Below are 17,558 nucleotides of genomic sequence, written 5' to 3'. Positions count from 1 at the left end.
GCGCCTCTCCGGTCAGGCAGTTTCCAGGGCCTCGGCGGTGATGGCTTCGACTTCCTTCAAGGTGGTGTAGGAGCGGCTTGCCATGTCAGGGTTTTCCTGCGGGAAATCCTTGCGGAAATGCCCGCCACGGCTTTCCTCGCGCTTCAGCGCCGCCGCAGTGATGATACGCCCGGCGACCATCATGTTGAGGATCGACTGGCGCACGCAATTCTGTTCAACCTGCGCAATATCGGCCAGGGCCGTCTTGAGGCCGGCCGCGTCGCGCAGCACGCCGACATTGCGCGCCAATGTCTTGCGCAGAACGGTGATCGCTTCCCGCTCCTCGACGTTGCGCTGGCTCGGCAAGCCTGGGGCATCGTCCATCTCGTTCCAGTAGGCACTGCGCGGGGTCGGCATCAGGCCCTGGATATCTTCCGCGATGCGCGCGGCAAAAACGACCGCCTCCAGCAGCGAATTGGATGCCAGGCGGTTGGCGCCGTGGGCACCGGTTGAAGCCACCTCACCCGCGGCCCACAGACCGTCAAGCGACGTCCGGCCGTTGGCATCGGTCAGGACCCCACCCATGTGGTAATGCTCCGCGGGTGCCACGGGCAGCAGATCCTTTGCCGGATCGATGCCTGCTGCGGAGGCTGCGGCGAAGACGGTCGGAAAATCGTCCTTGAACCTTTCGCCGATCGCTGTCCGGCAGTCGAGGAAGGCCCCCCGGCCTTCGGACACTTCCCGGTGAATGGCCCGGGCAACGATGTCACGCGGCGCCAGTTCCAATTCCGGGTGAACACCTTCCATGAAGCGTTCGCCGGCCTTGTTGACGAGGGTAGCTCCCTCGCCGCGCAGGGCTTCGGTTGCCAGCGGTGCCGGATCCTTGCCGAGATCAAGCGCGGTCGGGTGAAACTGCACGAATTCGGCATCGGCAATCACCGCACCGGCGCGGGCCGCCATGGCAAGACCATGACCGTTGGCTTCGTGCGGGTTGGTCGTCAGTTCGTAGAGGTGGCCGATGCCGCCGGAAGCAAGCACCACAGCCTTTGCCGGGAAAATCAGCCGTTCCAGGCCGCCGCGCCGGCGCGCCAGGACCCCGGTTACATACCGTCCCTCGCCAATGAAGCTTTCGCCGATGTAGCCTTCCAGAATGCGGATCGACGGCGTCTTGCGAACAGCCGCGATCAGGGCATCCATGATCGCCCGGCCTGCCATGTCGCCGCGCACACGCACGACCCGGCTCTGGGAATGAGCGGCTTCGCGCGAAAACTTCAGCCGGCCTTCAAGATCCTGATCGAACGGAACACCATAGGACAAGAGGTCATGAACCCGGGCACTGCCTTCACGGGTCATCTCTTCGACGATCTTTTCCTCGCAGATGCCGCAGCCGGCAGCCAGCGTATCGTCGCGGTGTTTTTCCACCGAGTCCTGCTCGGAGATCGCAGCGGCAATACCACCCTGCGCCCAGGCAGACGACGCCCCCTGCCCGATCGGTGCGTTGGTGATGACGGTGACCGGACGCGGGCTGAGCTTCAGCGCGCAGAAAAGGCCTGCCAGACCTCCCCCCAGAATGACGACATCATCCACATCCTTGCCTATATAGGCAGGTGCAAAATCCTCAACCGACACGGCCATGGGAAACTTCCTGGAACAGACGGGGCATGAGCCCCAAAGAAACTCCCGGGCCGGCAGGCCCGGAAGCAATCGCATAGATGCGGTTTAGACCGAAGCCGGTCAGATTTTCAAGTTGATCATCCGCTCGACCGCGATGCGGGCCCTGTCGGCCACCGCCGGGTCGACGACCACTTCCTCTTTCATCTCCAGAAGAGTGTCGAGGATCTTGTTCAGCGTGATCCGCTTCATGTGCGGGCAAAGGTTGCAGGGGCGGATGTAGTCGACACCCGGCGTTTCGCTGGCAACATTGTCCGCCATGGAGCACTCGGTGATCATCATCACCTTTTCCGGACGCTTTGTCTTGACCCAGTCGATCATGTGCGCGGTGGAACCGGCGAAGTCGGCTTCCGCGACCACTTCGGGCGGGCACTCCGGATGGGCAATGATCTTCACATTCGGTTCGATCTTGCGATAGTCGCGCAGCTCTTCCGCGGTGAAGCGCTCATGCACTTCGCAGGCACCGTCCCAGACCAGAACCTCGACGTCGGTCTTGTTGCCGACATTTGCGGCCAGATACTTGTCCGGGATCAGGAACACCTTGTCGACGCCGAAGCTTTCCACGACCTGCAGCGCGTTTGAAGACGTGCAGCAGATGTCGCATTCCGCCTTCACGTCGGCAGACGTGTTCACGTAGGTGATGATCGGGATGCCGGGGTTCCGCTCGCGCAGGGCCCGCACATCGGCACCGGTAATGGATTCAGCCAGCGAACAGCCTGCACGCATGTCCGGGATCAGCACGGTCTTTTCCGGGCTCAGGATTTTCGAGGTTTCTGCCATGAAGTGCACGCCGCACTGGACGATGACTTCCGCATCGGTGCGGGTCGCCTCGATGGCCAGCTGCAGGCTGTCGCCAACAATATCGGCAACACCATGGTAGATATCCGGCGTCATGTAGTTGTGCGCCAGGATAACCGCGTTGCGCTGCTTCTTCAGCTTGTTGATCGCATGGATGGTCGGCGCCAGAGCAGGCCATTCGATGGCCGGGATGATGTGCTTGACCTTCTCGTAGATCGGCGCAGTCGCCTCTGCGACCTCCGGCGTATAACGCAGGTCCGGGCGCTCCAGCTTGCCGAAACGCTCCAGTGCCGTCAGTCCGGCGGCAATCGGTGCTCCAACCGGTGCTTTGGTCTGGGCAATGGTCATGGCGACCTCCCTTTTTTGCGCGGCGCGAGGGGTATTTTGTGCCGCTATTTAATTATACTCAACTTGAGCATATCAGAGGCAAAAGAAAACGGGCGGTGATGCCCATACTTTTGCTCTTTCGGAGTTTATATAGTCATCAGCAAATCGAAAATCTACAAAAATCCGAAAAATTCTCGCGGGAAATCCGATTCGCCTTTGTTTTCCTGAGCTTAAGGCGCAACTTTTCCGTTTCCGGAAAGCCGGCTAACAATTATCGCCTTCACACACGAGATGCAAACGGCAAAACCAACCGGGCTCTCACAGCATCTGTTGCTTCGTTTCCACCGCGAACGCGCGACGCACTGGCGTGATCCAAGTTTTGCCGTTCCATTTGCAACGTTGATCAATCCATCAAAATTACGCGTTTTGCGATTGGATGGCTTCAGACTATACCTATCGTAATTTCACGATCAGAGACTCATCCATGACAACAGCTTCTTCCACCGGCCGGGTCGGCCCGAATATACCGCTGGTGATTTCCTGCGGCTGTTTGATCGCCCTCATTTCGTTCGGGCCGCGTTCTGCCATGGGCCTGTTCTTTCAGCCCATGACCGAGGCCAGGGACTGGAGCCGCGAGATCTTCGCACTGGCACTGGCGATCCAGAACCTTATGTGGGGCATCGGACAGCCGATCGCCGGCATGATGGCCGACCGGTTCGGAACCTGGAAGACCATGACACTTGGCGCAGTCCTCTACTGTGCCGGCCTTTTGCTGATGATCGACGCGGAAAGCACCGTCGCCCTGCACATTTCCGCAGGTGTGCTCATCGGGCTCGGCATTGCGTGTTCGTCCTTCTCGCTGGTTCTGGCGGCTTTCGGCCGTGCCGTCTCGCCTTCACAGAGAACGCTGGCCTTCGGTATCGGCACAGCCTCCGGATCTCTCGGCCAGTTCCTGTTTGCCCCACTTGGTGGCACGCTGATTGCCAGCATCGGCTGGCAGCAGACCCTCATCGTCTTCGCCGGCCTTGTGGCAATTGTTCCGCTTCTGGCGATCGCGCTCAGGGGCAAGTCGGAGATGCCGAAAGATAGCAATCCGGCGAACGACCAGAAGCTGACCTCCGCCATTTCCGAAGCCTTCGGAACACGCGGATTTATCCTGCTCACCTTCGGCTTTTTCGTCTGCGGCTTTCACGTCGCCTTCATCACGGTGCACCTGCCGCCCTATATCGCCGACCTTGGCCTTGACCCCGCCTGGGGCGCTACGGCCATCGCCCTCATCGGTCTTTGCAACATCGCGGGTTCGCTGCTGTCAGGATATATTTCCGGCCGCTATTCCAAGCCGATCTTCCTGTCGCTGATCTACCTTGGCCGCGCCGTCGCGATTTTCGCCTTCATCATGCTGCCGGTCACGCCTGCTTCGGTGCTCGTGTTCTCCGGCGTGATGGGTCTCCTGTGGCTGTCGACCGTGCCGCCGACATCGGGCCTCGTCGCCGTCATGTTCGGGCCGCGCTACATGGCAACCCTGTTCGGCTTCGTCTTCCTGTCGCACCAGGTCGGCTCGTTCCTGGGCGTGTGGCTCGGCGGCAAGATCTACGACGAAACAGGCTCCTATGACGCCATCTGGTGGCTGGGCATCGCCCTCGGCATTTTCGCCGCCATCGTGCACTGGCCGATCCAGGAAAGACCCGTTGACCGGCTCGCTGCTGCACCTGCCGAGTAAGAGACGCCGGACCTTCAAACTTGAACGTTGAGGCAAAGAACGAAAAAGGCGGGCTCAAGGCCCGCCTTTTTGTTTGTCAGTTCCGTTTTGCTTAACCGGCCAATTCCGTTTACCCAGCCACTTTCGAGAAGTCCGCCACCACGTGGGTCGCATCGCGGATTTCAGCAAGGAGCTGCAGGCGGTTCATGCGCAGCGTGGCGTCCTCGGCATTGACCAGGATATCGTCGAAGAAACGGTCGACCGGAGCACGCAATTTCGAAAGCGCTTCCATTGCCCCTTCGAAGTTCTCGCTTGCCACGGCGTCGGCCGCTTCAGCCCGGGCCACATCGATGGCAGCGGCCAGATCGATTTCGGCCTGCTCCTGGAAGTGGTCGGCGTGCGGCTTGCCGGAAACAGGGCTGCCGTCCTTCTTTTCCTCAGCCTTCAGAATATTGACCGCACGCTTGTAACCAGCCAGCAGGTTGGTGCCGTCGTCGGACGATACGAACTTGCCAAGCGCCTCGACACGGCGAACCACCATCAGGAGATCGTCCTGGCCTTCCAATGCAAAGACCGCGTCGATCAGATCGTGGCGCGCGCCTTCATCCTTCAGGTGGACTTTCAGGCGATCACCGAAGAAGGACAGCAGATCGGCAACAAGAGCTGCGGGATCGCTCGCTTCAACACCTTGAAGATCCAGAGCGGAACGAATGGCATCGCCCAGCCTGATCCTGAGGTTGTTTTCCAGAATGATCCGGATCACGCCCAGAGCCGCGCGGCGAAGCGCGTAAGGGTCCTTGGAGCCGGTCGGCTTTTCATCGATGGCCCAGAAACCTGCGAGAAGGTCCAGCTTTTCGGCAAGGGCCACGGCAACGGCGACCGGGTCGGTCGGCACGCTGTCACTTGGTCCCTGCGGCTTGTAATGCTCTTCGATAGCCGTTGCCACCGAGGCATCCTCGCCCTGGGCTGTTGCGTAGTAGCGGCCCATCAGGCCCTGCAGTTCCGGGAATTCGAACACCATGTTGGAGACAAGGTCCGCCTTGGCGAGTTCCGCCGCGCGTTTGGCCTTGGTCTCGTCCGCCCCGGCGACCGTGGCCAGTTCGGCCGAAAGCGCGATCAGGCGCTTCACCCGTTCGCCAACGCTGCCGAGTTTTTCGTGAAACTTCACTTCATCCAGCTTGGGCAGGTTGTCCGAAAGTTTCGACTTCAGGTCGGTTTCCCAGAAGAAGCGGGCATCGGACAGGCGTGCACGGATAACCTTCTCGTTTCCGGCCACGATCAGCTTGCCGCCATCGTCGGCAATGATGTTGGAAATCAGCACGAACTTGTTGGCAAGGCGCCCGGTAGCCGGGTTCTTCAGCACGAAGCACTTCTGGTTGACCTTGATGGTCAGCTGAATGCACTCGTCCGGGATCGTCAGGAAATCCTCGTCGAAGCTGCCCGTCAGCACCACAGGCCATTCTACCAGCCCGGCAACCTCTTCCAGAAGACCCGGATCCTCCACCAGATCGAGGCCTAGCGCCAGCGCACAATCCTTGGCGTCATTCTGGATGATGTCCTTGCGGCGGTCGGCATCCAGCACGACCTTGTGCTTCTCAAGCGAAGGCGCATAGTCGTCGAAACGGCGCACGTCGAAGGCCTCGTCCGCCAGGAAGCGGTGGCCGCGTGTGGTCTTGCCGGCCTTTATGCCATCGAATTCGAACGGAACCACGTCCGGTTCTTCCGTTTCCGGACCGAAGGTCGCGACGATTGAGTGCAGCGGCCGCACCCAGCGTGTGGATCCAGTGCTCCAGCGCATGGCTTTCGGCCAGGGGAAGTTGCGCAGGATGCCCGGCATGAACTCGGCAATGACGTCGATCGCCGAACGGCCCGGCTTTTCGATCACCGCAACGTAGAAATCGCCCTTCTTCGGATCCGTCTGGATGGTTGCCTGATCGATCGACGCCAGCCCGGCGCCTCTCAGGAAGCCTTCCAGTGCCTTTTCAGGAGACCCGACGCGCGGTCCCTTGCGTTCTTCACGCGTGGCGGCAGAGCCGGCGGGAACGCCGGCAACATGCAGGGCCAGACGCCGCGGGGTCGCGAAGGCCTTGGCACCCTCATATGGCAAACCGGCATCCACCAGGGCATTGGTCACGAGAGATTTCAGGTCTTCGGCCGCCTTGCGCTGCATGCGGGCCGGAATCTCTTCGCTGAAAAGTTCAAGCAGAAGATCGGGCATGGATATCTGGACCTTTGGTCTGGTGGAATAACACCGGAAACGGTTTGCGCCGTCCGTTACCAAGACAACGGAGACTTGTCACCCCCTTTCGCGGAACCGGACAACGGGCGACCTGCCCATTTTGACGCCAGTCCGTCTGCTTTGTTTCACTCTTCTTCAAGGATTGCATGTGAAACTGCGCGACTTGTTAGCAGTTGTATGTATTGGGACCGACCTTGTGGCGAACCGGGAAGTTGCAGACAACAGATATATGACACGATCTATAGTTGCGTTACTTGCGATAGTTCTTGTCATTTTTACTGGGGTTAAGGTCCTTCCAGTACTTTTCCCGACCTACCAAATCCATAATTCGCAAATGACGTTCGACGTGGTCACCAGCCTCCTTCTGGGCATCGCCATCTTCAGTCTGGGATATGGCACGTGGGCAACGCGCCGTTTGCGCAAGGAGCTGAAGGCAAGATCCTCGGCTCATTCCGAAGCCCTGGCCCTTGCCCAGCACGACCCGCTGACCGGGCTGCCAAATCGCCGCCGGCTACTGGAGGCCTTTGCCGATCTGACCCGTGAGGTGAAGCCCGACTGCTTTCGTGCCGTAATGATGCTCGACCTTGACGGGTTCAAACCGATCAACGACGTCTATGGTCATGCCTTTGGCGATAATCTGCTGCGAAGCTTTGCCGACCGACTGGCCGAAACTCTCGGCAAGGAAGGCATCGTCGCCCGTCTCGGAGGGGACGAATTTGCCATCGTCTCCCCGGTGTTCAAGGACAAATCCGAGGCAGCCGGCTTCGCCAGGCGACTGTTGACGCGGATCAACGATCGTTTCGAGTTCGGCGACCGCCAGATTTCCATCGGCACAGGTATCGGCATCGCGCTTTATCCCCATGACGGCCACGCGGTCACCGAGCTATTGCGCCGGGCCGATATTGCCCTTTACCGGGCCAAATCCTCTGGGCGCTCGACCTACCGGTTCTTCGAGGTCGACATGGATGCCTCGATCCTGCATCGCACGCTACTGGAACAGCGTCTGCGCCGCGCTATTTCGGAACATGAGGTGAAGGCCTATTACCAGCCGATCCTGGATATGGATTCCGGCCGCATCGCAGGCTTCGAAGCCCTTGCGCGCTGGACCGATGCCGATTTCGGCAAAGTACCGCCGTTGCAGTTCATCCCGATTGCCGAAGACTGCGGCATCATCTCCGAGCTGACCCAGCATCTGCTGGAGGATGCCTGCAAGGTCGCCGCCACCTGGCCGGACGATCTCTACCTGTCCTTCAATCTGTCGCCGGTGCAGTTGCAGGATCCGGCCTTGCCGACCCAGATCAATGCCATCTTGAAGAAATTCGAATTTCCGCCCAGACGGCTGGTGCTGGAGATCACCGAAACGTCGCTGGTGAAGAACCCGGAATCGGCCAAACGCATCCTGACCGAGCTGACGGAAGCCGGCATTTCCATTGCGCTCGACGATTTCGGCGCAGGCCATTCCAGTCTGAGCTATCTGCGCGATTTCCCGATCAAGAAGGTCAAGATCGACAAGTCCTTCACCGAACGCATGCTGGAAGACAAGCAGTGTGCCGCCATCGTCGAGGCCATACTGGTCCTGTCCAAGGGTCTCGACATCGACGCCGTCGCGGAAGGGATCGAGGAAAGCGCGGTCCATGACGCGTTGAATTCCAACGGCTGTCACTACGGCCAAGGCTTCCTTTACGCCGCGGCCGTTACTTCAGACGAAGCCTGCAGCCTGCTGGAATCCCAGGTCGACGGACGGTTTCCTTTCAGCGAGAAGACAGACGCCGCCTGACCGCGCCCCTCATCCTCCGAGAAACAGAAGGATGATGACCGCATTGGCCAGATCTACAAAGAATGCGGACACGAGCGGCAGGATCAGGAATGCCTGGGTTGCCGGGCCGAAGTGTTTGGTGATTGCGGTCATGTTGGCAATCGCCGTCGGTGTCGCGCCCAGTGCAAACCCTGCAAAGCCCGCCCCCAGCACCGCCGCGTTGTAGTTCCGGCCCATCAGCGGATAAAGCGCCAGGATGATGAAGGCGGCCGCAACGACGACCTGCGTGAAAAGAATGAGCAGCATCGGCCCCGCCAGTCCCGCGATGGTCCAGAGCTGCAGGCTCATGAGTGACATCGTCAGAAAAATGCCAAGTGCAAGGTCCGACAAGACCGCCAGGGACTTGGACCGGGCCGGCCAGGTCATTTTCGGAAAGACCAGCGGCACGGTGTTCGACAGCACGATGCCACAGAAAAGACAGCAGACGAAGACCGGCAGATCGAGGCCTATTCCCGCGCTCAAGGCTTCCTGAAGCGCGACGCCGAGGCCAATGGCGATGTTGAGAACCAGCAGAGAGCGCATCAGCCCGGTGTGGGTCACGCTCGTGTCTGCCTCTCGTTCCATCTCAAGGCCGATCATGGGGGCTTCTTCCGGGCGGTTCGGATCCGGTTTGCCACCCCGTTTTTCGATCAGGAACTTGCCCACCGGACCGCCAAGAAGGCTAGCGGCGATCAAGCCGAGCGTTGCCGTTGCAGCACCGATCTCGACCGCCCCTGGAACGCCATAGTCGGTGGCCAGCTTCGGCCCCCAGGCAATTGCCGTGCCGTGGCCGCCAACCAGCGAAATGGTGCCTCCAAGAAGGCCGAACCCTGTGGGCAGACCCAGCGCCGCCGCAATGCCCGAACCGACCGCATTCTGCAGCAGCATGTAACAGACGGTGAGCATCAGCAGGATCAGGAGCGGCTTGCCGCCCTTGGCCAAGTCCGTGAAGCGGGCGTTCAAGCCGATTGCCGTAAAGAAGCAATACAGCAGGTAATCACGCGACTGCAGGGAGAACCCGATTTCCGTTCCAAGGCTCAGGTAGACCACGAGGGACAGGAACGCGACAAGCAGGCCGCCTGATACCGGTTCCGGAATGTTGAACCTATCCAGAACCAGTATCTTCTTGTTCAGCCGCACGCCCAGGAAGTAGACGAGGATTGCCAGATTGAAGCTGACAAATTCCGTTAGCGTGATCGTTTCGCCGGCCATCCGCACCCCCGCTCCTGCTTGATGCTTCCACTATGCCGTTCGAAGCAGCTTGCGCAAGACGGAGCTGACGATCCTCAGCTCGTTACCAGCCGCCGCCACCGCCACCGCCGCCACCGCCGCCGGAAAAGCCGCCGGAGGAACCCGACGATCCGGAGCTGGACGATTTGGGAGCTGGCAGAGACGACTGGAACGACCCGGCCATGGAACTTGCCGTCCGGCCGAGGCTGTCGGACACGTGCCGGGCATCGAAGTGATTGCCGGAGTACCAGCCCGGATGGTAGCTGGCGGCCGCGGCCGCCCCGGCAGCGGTTGTCAGCCAGGCCTCAAAGGCCTTGGCCCAGGGCTTTTCGACGCCAAGCGCAACGGCGTAAGGCAAAAGTTCCTCGAAATGATCCGTGCTCATATCCGGAAGCTTTTCCATGTTGAGCCGCTCCTTTTCCGCCACGCTCAGATACATCCGAAGACCCTCGATTTCATCGAGGGCCTGGCGGCCAATTGCCGTCGGCGCGCCGATCAGGAAGAAGAACAGGATGTTGAGGGCAACCAGCGCCACCGCGATGAACGGCAGAACAGGCAAGGAATCCACACCGCCATTCACATGGAAGGCACCGAAGGCTGCCCCTGATATTGCGAGACCAAAGAGTATGAAGATCAGCGCCATACGCAGTTTCATGCTGGCGAAGCGGAAGATGGCTCTCCCCAGATTGACCGAAATGACGGTCGCAAAAACGGAAAAGACCAGAAAGACAATGACGAACCCTTCCTGACCCGGCTGCAGTCCACCGAAAGCCAGCAGCGCGACAATGGTAACCAGGCTCAGTATGAACCCGGGAATGAGATAGCCCCTGTTCGCCCTGAAAAAGACGTTTCGGCTCTCCCGCTCGATAGCCGTCCGGAATTTTTTCCCCAGCGCCTGGATAGAAGTGCCGTTGTCCTTGTTGAGGGTCAATGGACTCCCCCGTCCGCTTAGCCAGTCCTCAAGCGCAGCTTCGCCCTTGGGCAGCCCGAAGCCCGGGATCTGACCTTCCCGTCCCTTCCGGTTCAGAAGCAGAGTTGTATCGCCATCCGTCTCTTCAAGTCGCAAGCGCTTCTTGACCGCGAGGTTGAGGCAGGCTGCAGACAGGGCCACCCAGCCACCATCCCCGAACCCTCGGTTGACAATGTATTTGGCAAGAGCAGGCGAGATGCCGGAAGGCGGTGAAAACCTCGGGAAAACAACACCTTCAGAAGGATCCCGGCCAACCATCCACCAGGCTGCGAAATAATAAAGCAGCACCAGCAGCACCCCGGCTCCGCCGATCAGCTCCGATCTGTAGTCCTCGACGAAATACTCCAGCTGTTCGGCTTCCGTAGGCGCTGCAATTGCGCCTTTCGGAAGGCTGACGTTGATCGACAAGCCTTCGTAGGCCCCCAGAACCTCGGTTGTCCGGAAAATAATCTCAGAACCACCCTGGGCGCTTTGTGCCTCAAAGGCATTGCCGGTTTCGCCATAGCCGCCCGTATAGGCCGTCCATGCACTGGCTTTCACCCCTTCCGGCAAAACGACCCGCGCGATGGCCTCATCGACGGGGAAGATCCATTCATTGCCAGTCACGTTCCAGTAGACCTCGTCATGGTCTTCAAAGAAACGGATTTGCCGATTGGTTTCATAGGTGAAGCTGTAGGTGTAATTGCCCGGAGACAGGAAGGTGTATTCATCCCCAACATAGATCCGCACACCCCGACTGTTCTCGTTGGTGTGGTAGGAGGCCGGGGCGCCGTCCTGCAGCACCGAGAGCAGCTTGAAGCCGGCCTTGTAGATGCGCCCGTTTGCCCCCTCCACCGCAAGCGGAATATCGCGGAAAATGCCCCGCTTGATCTGATCGCCTTCCGCACGAACGGTAATCGTTTCGGTGACCGTCAGCGTGCCATTGCTCGCAACGTCAATGTCGGAAACGAACTTCAAGATGCGTTCGTCAGCTTGCGCGCAAAGTCCGGCAGTCAGCAGGACGAAGACGGCCAGGATGCCCGCGTAGATCCGGTTCAGCATTGCGCGCACCTCAGAACTGGACCTTGGGAACCGCGCGGTCAGCCTCGTCTTCGATTTCGAAGTACTCGGCCTTTTCGAACTTGAACTGGTTGGCAATCAGATTGGATGGGAAGCTCTCGACCGCAACATTCAGGTTCCGGACCGCGCCATTGTAATAACGGCGCGCCATCTGGATGGCGTTTTCGATCTCGTCCAGCGAATTGTGAAGGTCGGAAAAATTCTGACTTGCCTTCAGGTCTGGATAGGCTTCCGCAACTGCAAACAGGCGGCCGAGAGCATGACTGAGTTCTCCTTCTGCCTTCGCACGGCCAGCAACGTCATCCTTCGGCACTGCCGAAACTTGCGCGCGCATGCTGGTTACGGCCTCGAGCGCTTCCTTTTCGTGCGCGGCGTAGCCTTTCACGGTCTCGACAAGGTTGGGAATGAGATTTGCCCGCCGCTTGAGCTGGACATCGATGCCGCTCCAGCCCTCCTCGACCATCTGCCGTTTCTTGACAAGTCCGTTGTAAAGAACGATCGCAAAAACAGATAGCGCAATCAGCGCTGCAAGAAAGAACCAGGACAAGACAATCACCTCCAGAAAAATGTGTTCTGGAAGCTAACCGGGAGGTGCTGACTTGTCATCTTCTTCAAGCGACCGACGCCTGAATTGAGTCATTCTGTAATCTTCGACACAGGATTGCAGATAAGCTTGGGCGAGCTTGCCCGAAACGCCTGAACGAAAGGTCGGCCACCAATGTGCGTCTTGCAACTTTGCAGAATGATCCCAGCGCTTGCGGTGCTGCCGTTGGTGCTGGCAACGCAAGAGGCCCATGCTTCGCTTGCTGACCAATATCGCTGTTCGAATGGCGATCTGGTCTTTCACGTCATCTTCTCCCCACAGGAACCAGGGCCCGCGACGCTTTCCGGACCTGTTGGCGGAAAGGCACATACGCAAGTCCTGCTTGACCCGGTTCCGGGCGCTTCGGGAGAAAGTTTCGAGCGGGGAAACACCCGGTTTTCCGGCAATCGACAGGCAAGCCACCTGGACATCGGCGACATGCGCTTCGCCTGTGAACTGGAGCCCGAGCCGGGCTCGGAACCCGAGTGAGCCTTCACAGGTTGCTGGTAGCGGTAAAATGAACAACCTGGATATTGCCTGACGAAAACTGGGCCAACCTGGCCCCGCATTCGATTGATCAAAAAGATCCGCCTCAAGCCGGAATGCGTTATTCCGCAGCCTGGTTGTGATAGCCGACACCGCCGGCTTCCGTTTCAAGGAAGGCAGCGCCGCAGGCCTTGGCCAGTTCGCGGACACGCAGGATATAGCTCTGGCGCTCGGTCACGGAGATGACGCCGCGCGCGTCGAGCAGGTTGAAGGCATGGCTGGCTTTGATGCACTGGTCATAGGCCGGCAGCACCACCTGATGGACATTGGCACCGGCAGCTTCACGCGCTTTCGCACCGGCTTCCAGCAGTGAACGGCATTCGGCTTCGGCATCCTTGAAATGGCGGAACAGCATTTCGGTGTCCGCGTGCTCGAAATTGTGCCGCGAGTATTCCTGCTCGGCCTGCAGGAAAACATCGCCATAGGTGACCTTGGAATCGCCTTCCATGCCGTTGTAGTTGAGGTCATAGACGTTATCGACGCCCTGAATATACATCGCCAGGCGCTCAAGGCCGTAGGTCAGTTCGCCGGAGACGGGCGAGCATTCAAAGCCTGCCACCTGCTGGAAATAGGTGAACTGCGAGACTTCCATGCCATCGCACCAGCATTCCCAGCCGAGGCCCCAGGCCCCAAGGGTCGGGCTTTCCCAGTCGTCTTCCACAAAGCGGATATCGTGCAGCTTCGGGTCAAGGCCGATCGCGTAGAGCGAATTCAGATAGAGCTCCTGAAGGTTCGCCGGTGACGGCTTCAGGATCACCTGAAACTGGTAGTAGTGCTGCAGACGGTTCGGGTTCTCACCATAACGGCCGTCGGTCGGGCGGCGCGACGGCTGCACATAGGCGGCCCGCCACGGACGCGGGCCGAGTGAGCGCAGCGTGGTCGCCGGGTGGAACGTACCGGCGCCGACTTCCATGTCGTAAGGCTGAAGCACAACACAGCCCTGGTCGGCCCAGTAGCGCTGCAGGGTCAGGATCAGGCCTTGAAAGGAGTTTTCCGGCCGCATGTGCGCCGGCAGGGTTTCAGTCGACATGAAGATGTTCCGCGAATATGGCTGTGCCCGGCGTGCACGTATCGCCGGTTTGGGCGACAGGTGCCACGATGTCGGGGCAAGGTCAAGGCGAAGCGGGCGTGGCTGTTTCAGATTGACGGAGCGCCGGCACCAAGGTATCCCTCGCACCGGCTTCAGAATGCCTGCCGCTCGCGGACGACAGTCACGGTGAAATTCTGGTCTTCAAGACTTTCTGTTCCCCACGCATTTCGCGCTGGTGGCAATGCGAGCCCCTCCTTCCCGATCGAAATGCCCATTGATGGAGAACGGAATGTCTTCCGACATATCCCGGCCCAACGCCTATACGCATGGGCCAATCCTTCCGACCCTGGCCAGAACCGCCTTGCCCATCATCCTGGTGATGAGCATGAACGGGTTGCTGACCGTGGTCGATGCCATATTCCTCGGCCTTTACGTCGGGCCGGATGCCCTCAGCGCGGTCACGCTGATGTTTCCTGCCTATATGCTGCTTGCGGCGTTGGCGACACTTGTTGCCAGCGGTATGTCCAGCGTGCTTGCCCGCAAACTCGGAGCCGGCCTTCATGCCGATGCCGAAGCGGTTTTTGCCGGCGCCCACGGCCTGGCACTTGCCATCGCTGGCATCGTGATCGCCCTCTTCCTGGGTTTTGGCGACAGCCTCACTCGGGCCGCCGCTGACGGTTCGGCGGAGATTGCCGGTATGAGCCATACCTACATGGCCATCACGGTTGCCTTCACACCACTGATGTTCGTGCTGTCGGTAAATGCGGACGCGCTGCGCAACGAAGGCCTCGCGGTGGTGATGGCGGGCTTCAGCCTGCTTGTTTCGCTGGCCAACATCGCCTTCGATTATCTGCTGATCGCGGTCTACGATTACGGTGTTGCCGGAAGTGCGGCCGGAACCGTGCTGGCACAGGCTCTGGCGCTTGCAATCATGCTGGGCCTGAGACTGAGCGGGAAAACGGAATTGTCACCGTCCGCGCTCCTGCGATATCCGCTGACATCTTTCTGGCGCGATATCCTGATGCTTGGTGCACCTCAGAGCCTGAGCTTCATCGGCATCGCCCTGGGGTCCGCTGCAACCATTGCCGCACTGCAGACGGCCGGTGCCAGCGGATATGAGGCAACGGTCGCCGCATTCGGGATCGTTACCCGGGTCATGACCTTCTGCTATCTGCCTCTCCTGGGCCTTGCCCAGGCGCTACAGTCCATGATCGGAAACAATTTCGGGGCAGGTCTGTGGCATCGCTCGGACAGCACCTTGCGGGCTGGCCTGGTTGTGGCCCTTGTCTACTGCGGCCTTGCGGAACTCGTGCTCACGCTGTTCTCACACCAGGTTGGCTTCGCATTTGTGAACGATCCAGGCGTGGCGGCGGAAGTCGGCAGGATCCTTCCGGTGATAATGGCGCTCTACTTTGTCGCGGGGCCGCTGTTCATGGTTGCGACCTACTTTCAGGCGCTCGGAGATGCGGCTCGGGCAGCTCTGCTGAGCCTCGCCAAACCCTATGCGTTCTTTCTGCCGCTGGTGTTCCTGATGCCGGTCTATTTCGGAGAGGGCGGCATCTGGCTGTCCAGTCCGCTGGCGGAACTGATGCTGCTGGTGGTGACGCTGGTCCTGCTCGGGATTACCGCGCGCACCGGGACAGCGCGCTGGGGGCTTTTCCGGGCGGTACCGGCAAATTGAAGCCGCTGAAACAAAGCACCTGACGGCGGGCGGGCAAACTGCCCGCCGTTGCGTCAGGCTTGCGGACGGTACTTGCCGCTCACCGGGTCAAGCACAAGCTTGGCGCCGCGGCCATTGGGATCGGCTTTTGCAGCTGCCCTGGAAATCTGGTTTTCAACCTCGGCCATCTTGCGCTTCACGCGCTGCACGATCCAGTAACCTCCCACGGCCAATGCGGCGACGCCTATCAATTCGGTCATGTCTTTTCCCCTTGCTCACCCGATTTTCACACAGGCATTGTGCCTTTTTAAAGGCCGTAGCGCATCCACATTGCCCGTTCCTCGACAGAGGAGATCAACTCCTCGCCGACCCCGTCCAGCAGCCGGCCCTTTGCAAGGCCGACACCAAGCCCGGCCTTGCGGCCAAAAAGGCCACGCGGTGCGGAAATCAATTTCGGCTCGGCCTTGTCGCCGTACCGGTCCTTGATCACTTCGCGCAGGTCGCCGATCGCGTCGACCAACCCAAGCTGAACACCTGTGCGCCCGGTCCAGAACTTGCCCGTGAAAAGATCCGGATCATCTGCGAGCACGTCACCACGACGCGATTTCACCATGTCGATGAAGGTCTCGTGGATCTCGAGCTGCAGGCTCTTGATGTATTCGATGTCTTCCGGCACTTCCGGCTGGAAGGGATCGAGGGTCACCTTCTTTTCACCTGCGGTATAAACGCGCCGGTCAACGCCGATTTTCTTGATCATCTCCGTGAAGCCGAACCCGGCTGCAACCACACCGATGGAGCCGACGATGGACGACGGATCGACAAAGATCTCGTCCCCTGCGAGCGCAATCATGTAACCGCCGCTGGCAGCCACATCCTCAACGAAAACCAGAACGTCCTTCTCGTTTTCCTTGGCCAGATCCCGGATCCGCTTGAAGATGAGCCTCGACTGAACGGGCGAGCCACCCGGCGAATTGACCACCAGGGCCACCGCCGGTGCTTTCTTCATCGAGAAGGCTTTTTCCAGGGGGATGGATGCGGTCGCCAGGGACAATCCGGACTTCAGCGGCCCACCGCCACCGATTGCCCCATGCAGGCGCACGACCGGAATGACAGGCTTATCGTTTCGAAAGGGTTTGGGAAGAAACCGGCGAAGGGATGAAATCACGCGCAATAGGCCCTGAAAGAGTTCACAAACTCCATCCGATATATGTACGCAAAGCCCGCTTGCAAAGACTCCAGGCCGTCAAAACCTTGTCGCACGGTTTAACGCGCCCAAGCGCTGCTCAGCCACCGAAAGCGCTGATCTTCTTTTTGCGCTTGCGTTTCGGCTTTTCGTCTTCTTCTTTCATGCGCTCCAGAACGTCTTCCGGTTTGGGCTTGGGCGACGCTTCGAACGGCCAGGTGAGCCTGACACCGGCCTGGTTGTTCTTGCGCCAGACAATCTCTGCACTGATTGGCAGATCGAGACCGGGAATGGAGACCTCGATGTCATCGGGAAGTCGATCCAGCTTGTCGCCTTCCAGCCGGCATCCTGACCTGCTGGCATCAACGATCCGACATCTCATTGTCGCCGGATTGGTCTTGCCGCAAACGATTGCCGTGATCCAGACTTGCCGCCGGATCTCGCGGCGTTTTTCGCCTGACGCCTCTCGTTTGGTCTGAAAAGAAATTTGCGCTTGCTGATCGCCAAAGGCAATCACGGTCCCGCGGACCAGTTTGTCGAACCCGGCAAGGCGCAAGCCCACCTCCTCCTTCAGGAGGTCAACCCTGTCGGACGCAATCCAACAGCCGTTCTCTGTCAGATCATAGGCCGTTGCTTCGAAACACGACATGTCCGCCAAGTCGACGACGAGCGCCGAAATGCATTTGTCTGCATCCATCGTCATGACCGGTTGTTAAAATCACCCAGAGCGATACACACTCAATGTTACAACCTGTAGTCTGAAATCCAAGTTAACGCAAGGTCACTTTT

The 17,558-nt window shown here is 59.6% G+C and carries 14 protein-coding genes; 4 read left to right on the top strand and 10 right to left on the bottom strand.

All coding sequences use genetic code 11. From position 1 onward, the window contains the following. Positions 1-12 precede the first annotated feature (12 nt). Positions 13-1,614 carry an L-aspartate oxidase gene (locus tag Q666_RS62545; protein ID WP_023001938.1) on the bottom strand — a complete coding sequence of 534 codons (1,602 nt, stop codon included), beginning with the start codon at positions 1,612-1,614 and terminating at the stop codon, positions 13-15. Between the two features lie 99 nt (positions 1,615-1,713). Further along, positions 1,714-2,796, bottom strand: a complete 1,083-nt coding sequence (nadA, locus tag Q666_RS62540; protein WP_023001939.1) for a quinolinate synthase NadA — start codon at positions 2,794-2,796, stop codon at positions 1,714-1,716. 463 nt (positions 2,797-3,259) lie between these two features. On the opposite strand from nadA, the gene Q666_RS62535 reads away from it, so the two are divergent. Continuing rightward, a complete protein-coding gene (locus tag Q666_RS62535; protein WP_023001940.1) occupies positions 3,260-4,495 on the top strand; it encodes an MFS transporter in 1,236 nt (411 codons plus the stop codon). A 109-nt stretch (positions 4,496-4,604) separates the two neighbouring features. Here Q666_RS62535 and glyS read toward each other — a convergent pair whose 3' ends face one another. Next, entirely contained in the window at positions 4,605-6,692 is a 2,088-nt protein-coding gene (gene glyS, locus Q666_RS62530; RefSeq protein ID WP_023001941.1) for a glycine--tRNA ligase subunit beta, read from the bottom strand. Positions 6,693-7,047: 355 nt separating this feature from the next. Between glyS and Q666_RS62525 the strand changes: the two genes are divergently transcribed. Continuing rightward, positions 7,048-8,490, top strand: a complete 1,443-nt coding sequence (locus Q666_RS62525; RefSeq protein ID WP_023001942.1) for an EAL domain-containing protein — start codon at positions 7,048-7,050, stop codon at positions 8,488-8,490. A 9-nt stretch (positions 8,491-8,499) separates the two neighbouring features. Here the strand turns inward: Q666_RS62525 and gltS are convergent, their stop codons facing one another. The 3 genes from gltS to Q666_RS62510 form a co-directional block, all read right to left on the bottom strand. Further along, entirely contained in the window at positions 8,500-9,720 is a 1,221-nt protein-coding gene (gene gltS / locus Q666_RS62520) for a sodium/glutamate symporter (protein WP_023001943.1), read from the bottom strand. A gap of 82 nt (positions 9,721-9,802) precedes the next feature. Continuing rightward, complete coding sequence (locus Q666_RS62515; RefSeq protein WP_023001944.1) at positions 9,803-11,749, bottom strand: DUF2207 domain-containing protein; 1,947 nt, start codon at positions 11,747-11,749, stop codon at positions 9,803-9,805. 10 nt (positions 11,750-11,759) lie between these two features. Beyond that, positions 11,760-12,320, bottom strand: a complete 561-nt coding sequence (locus tag Q666_RS62510; protein WP_031269708.1) for a LemA family protein — start codon at positions 12,318-12,320, stop codon at positions 11,760-11,762. A gap of 189 nt (positions 12,321-12,509) precedes the next feature. Here Q666_RS62510 and Q666_RS62505 point away from each other — a divergent pair, with 189 nt between their 5' ends. After that, positions 12,510-12,839, top strand: coding sequence for a hypothetical protein (locus tag Q666_RS62505; RefSeq protein ID WP_023001946.1), 330 nt, complete (start codon positions 12,510-12,512; stop codon positions 12,837-12,839). Positions 12,840-12,957: 118 nt separating this feature from the next. On the opposite strand, the gene Q666_RS62500 is transcribed toward Q666_RS62505, so the two are convergent. After that, entirely contained in the window at positions 12,958-13,926 is a 969-nt protein-coding gene (locus tag Q666_RS62500) for a glycine--tRNA ligase subunit alpha (RefSeq protein ID WP_023001947.1), read from the bottom strand. Positions 13,927-14,215: 289 nt separating this feature from the next. Here Q666_RS62500 and Q666_RS62495 point away from each other — a divergent pair, with 289 nt between their 5' ends. After that, positions 14,216-15,607, top strand: coding sequence for an MATE family efflux transporter (locus Q666_RS62495; protein ID WP_031269709.1), 1,392 nt, complete (start codon positions 14,216-14,218; stop codon positions 15,605-15,607). Positions 15,608-15,660: 53 nt separating this feature from the next. Here Q666_RS62495 and Q666_RS62490 read toward each other — a convergent pair whose 3' ends face one another. From Q666_RS62490 to Q666_RS62480, 3 genes are all read right to left on the bottom strand, one after another. Further along, positions 15,661-15,846 carry a hypothetical protein gene (locus Q666_RS62490; protein WP_023001949.1) on the bottom strand — a complete coding sequence of 62 codons (186 nt, stop codon included), beginning with the start codon at positions 15,844-15,846 and terminating at the stop codon, positions 15,661-15,663. Positions 15,847-15,893: 47 nt separating this feature from the next. Continuing rightward, positions 15,894-16,751 carry a S49 family peptidase gene (locus Q666_RS62485; protein WP_031269710.1) on the bottom strand — a complete coding sequence of 286 codons (858 nt, stop codon included), beginning with the start codon at positions 16,749-16,751 and terminating at the stop codon, positions 15,894-15,896. A 118-nt stretch (positions 16,752-16,869) separates the two neighbouring features. Beyond that, positions 16,870-17,466 (bottom strand): PilZ domain-containing protein, encoded by a 597-nt coding sequence (locus Q666_RS62480; protein ID WP_161633266.1) that lies wholly within the window; start codon positions 17,464-17,466, stop codon positions 16,870-16,872. Positions 17,467-17,558 lie beyond the last annotated feature (92 nt).

The sequence above is a fragment of the Labrenzia sp. C1B70 genome (assembly GCF_000475395.1).
Taxonomy (GTDB): Bacteria; Pseudomonadota; Alphaproteobacteria; order Rhizobiales; family Stappiaceae; genus Roseibium; species Roseibium algicola.
The sequence above is the reverse complement of the archived record's forward strand: the minus strand, read 5'-3'. Positions and strand labels throughout refer to the sequence as shown.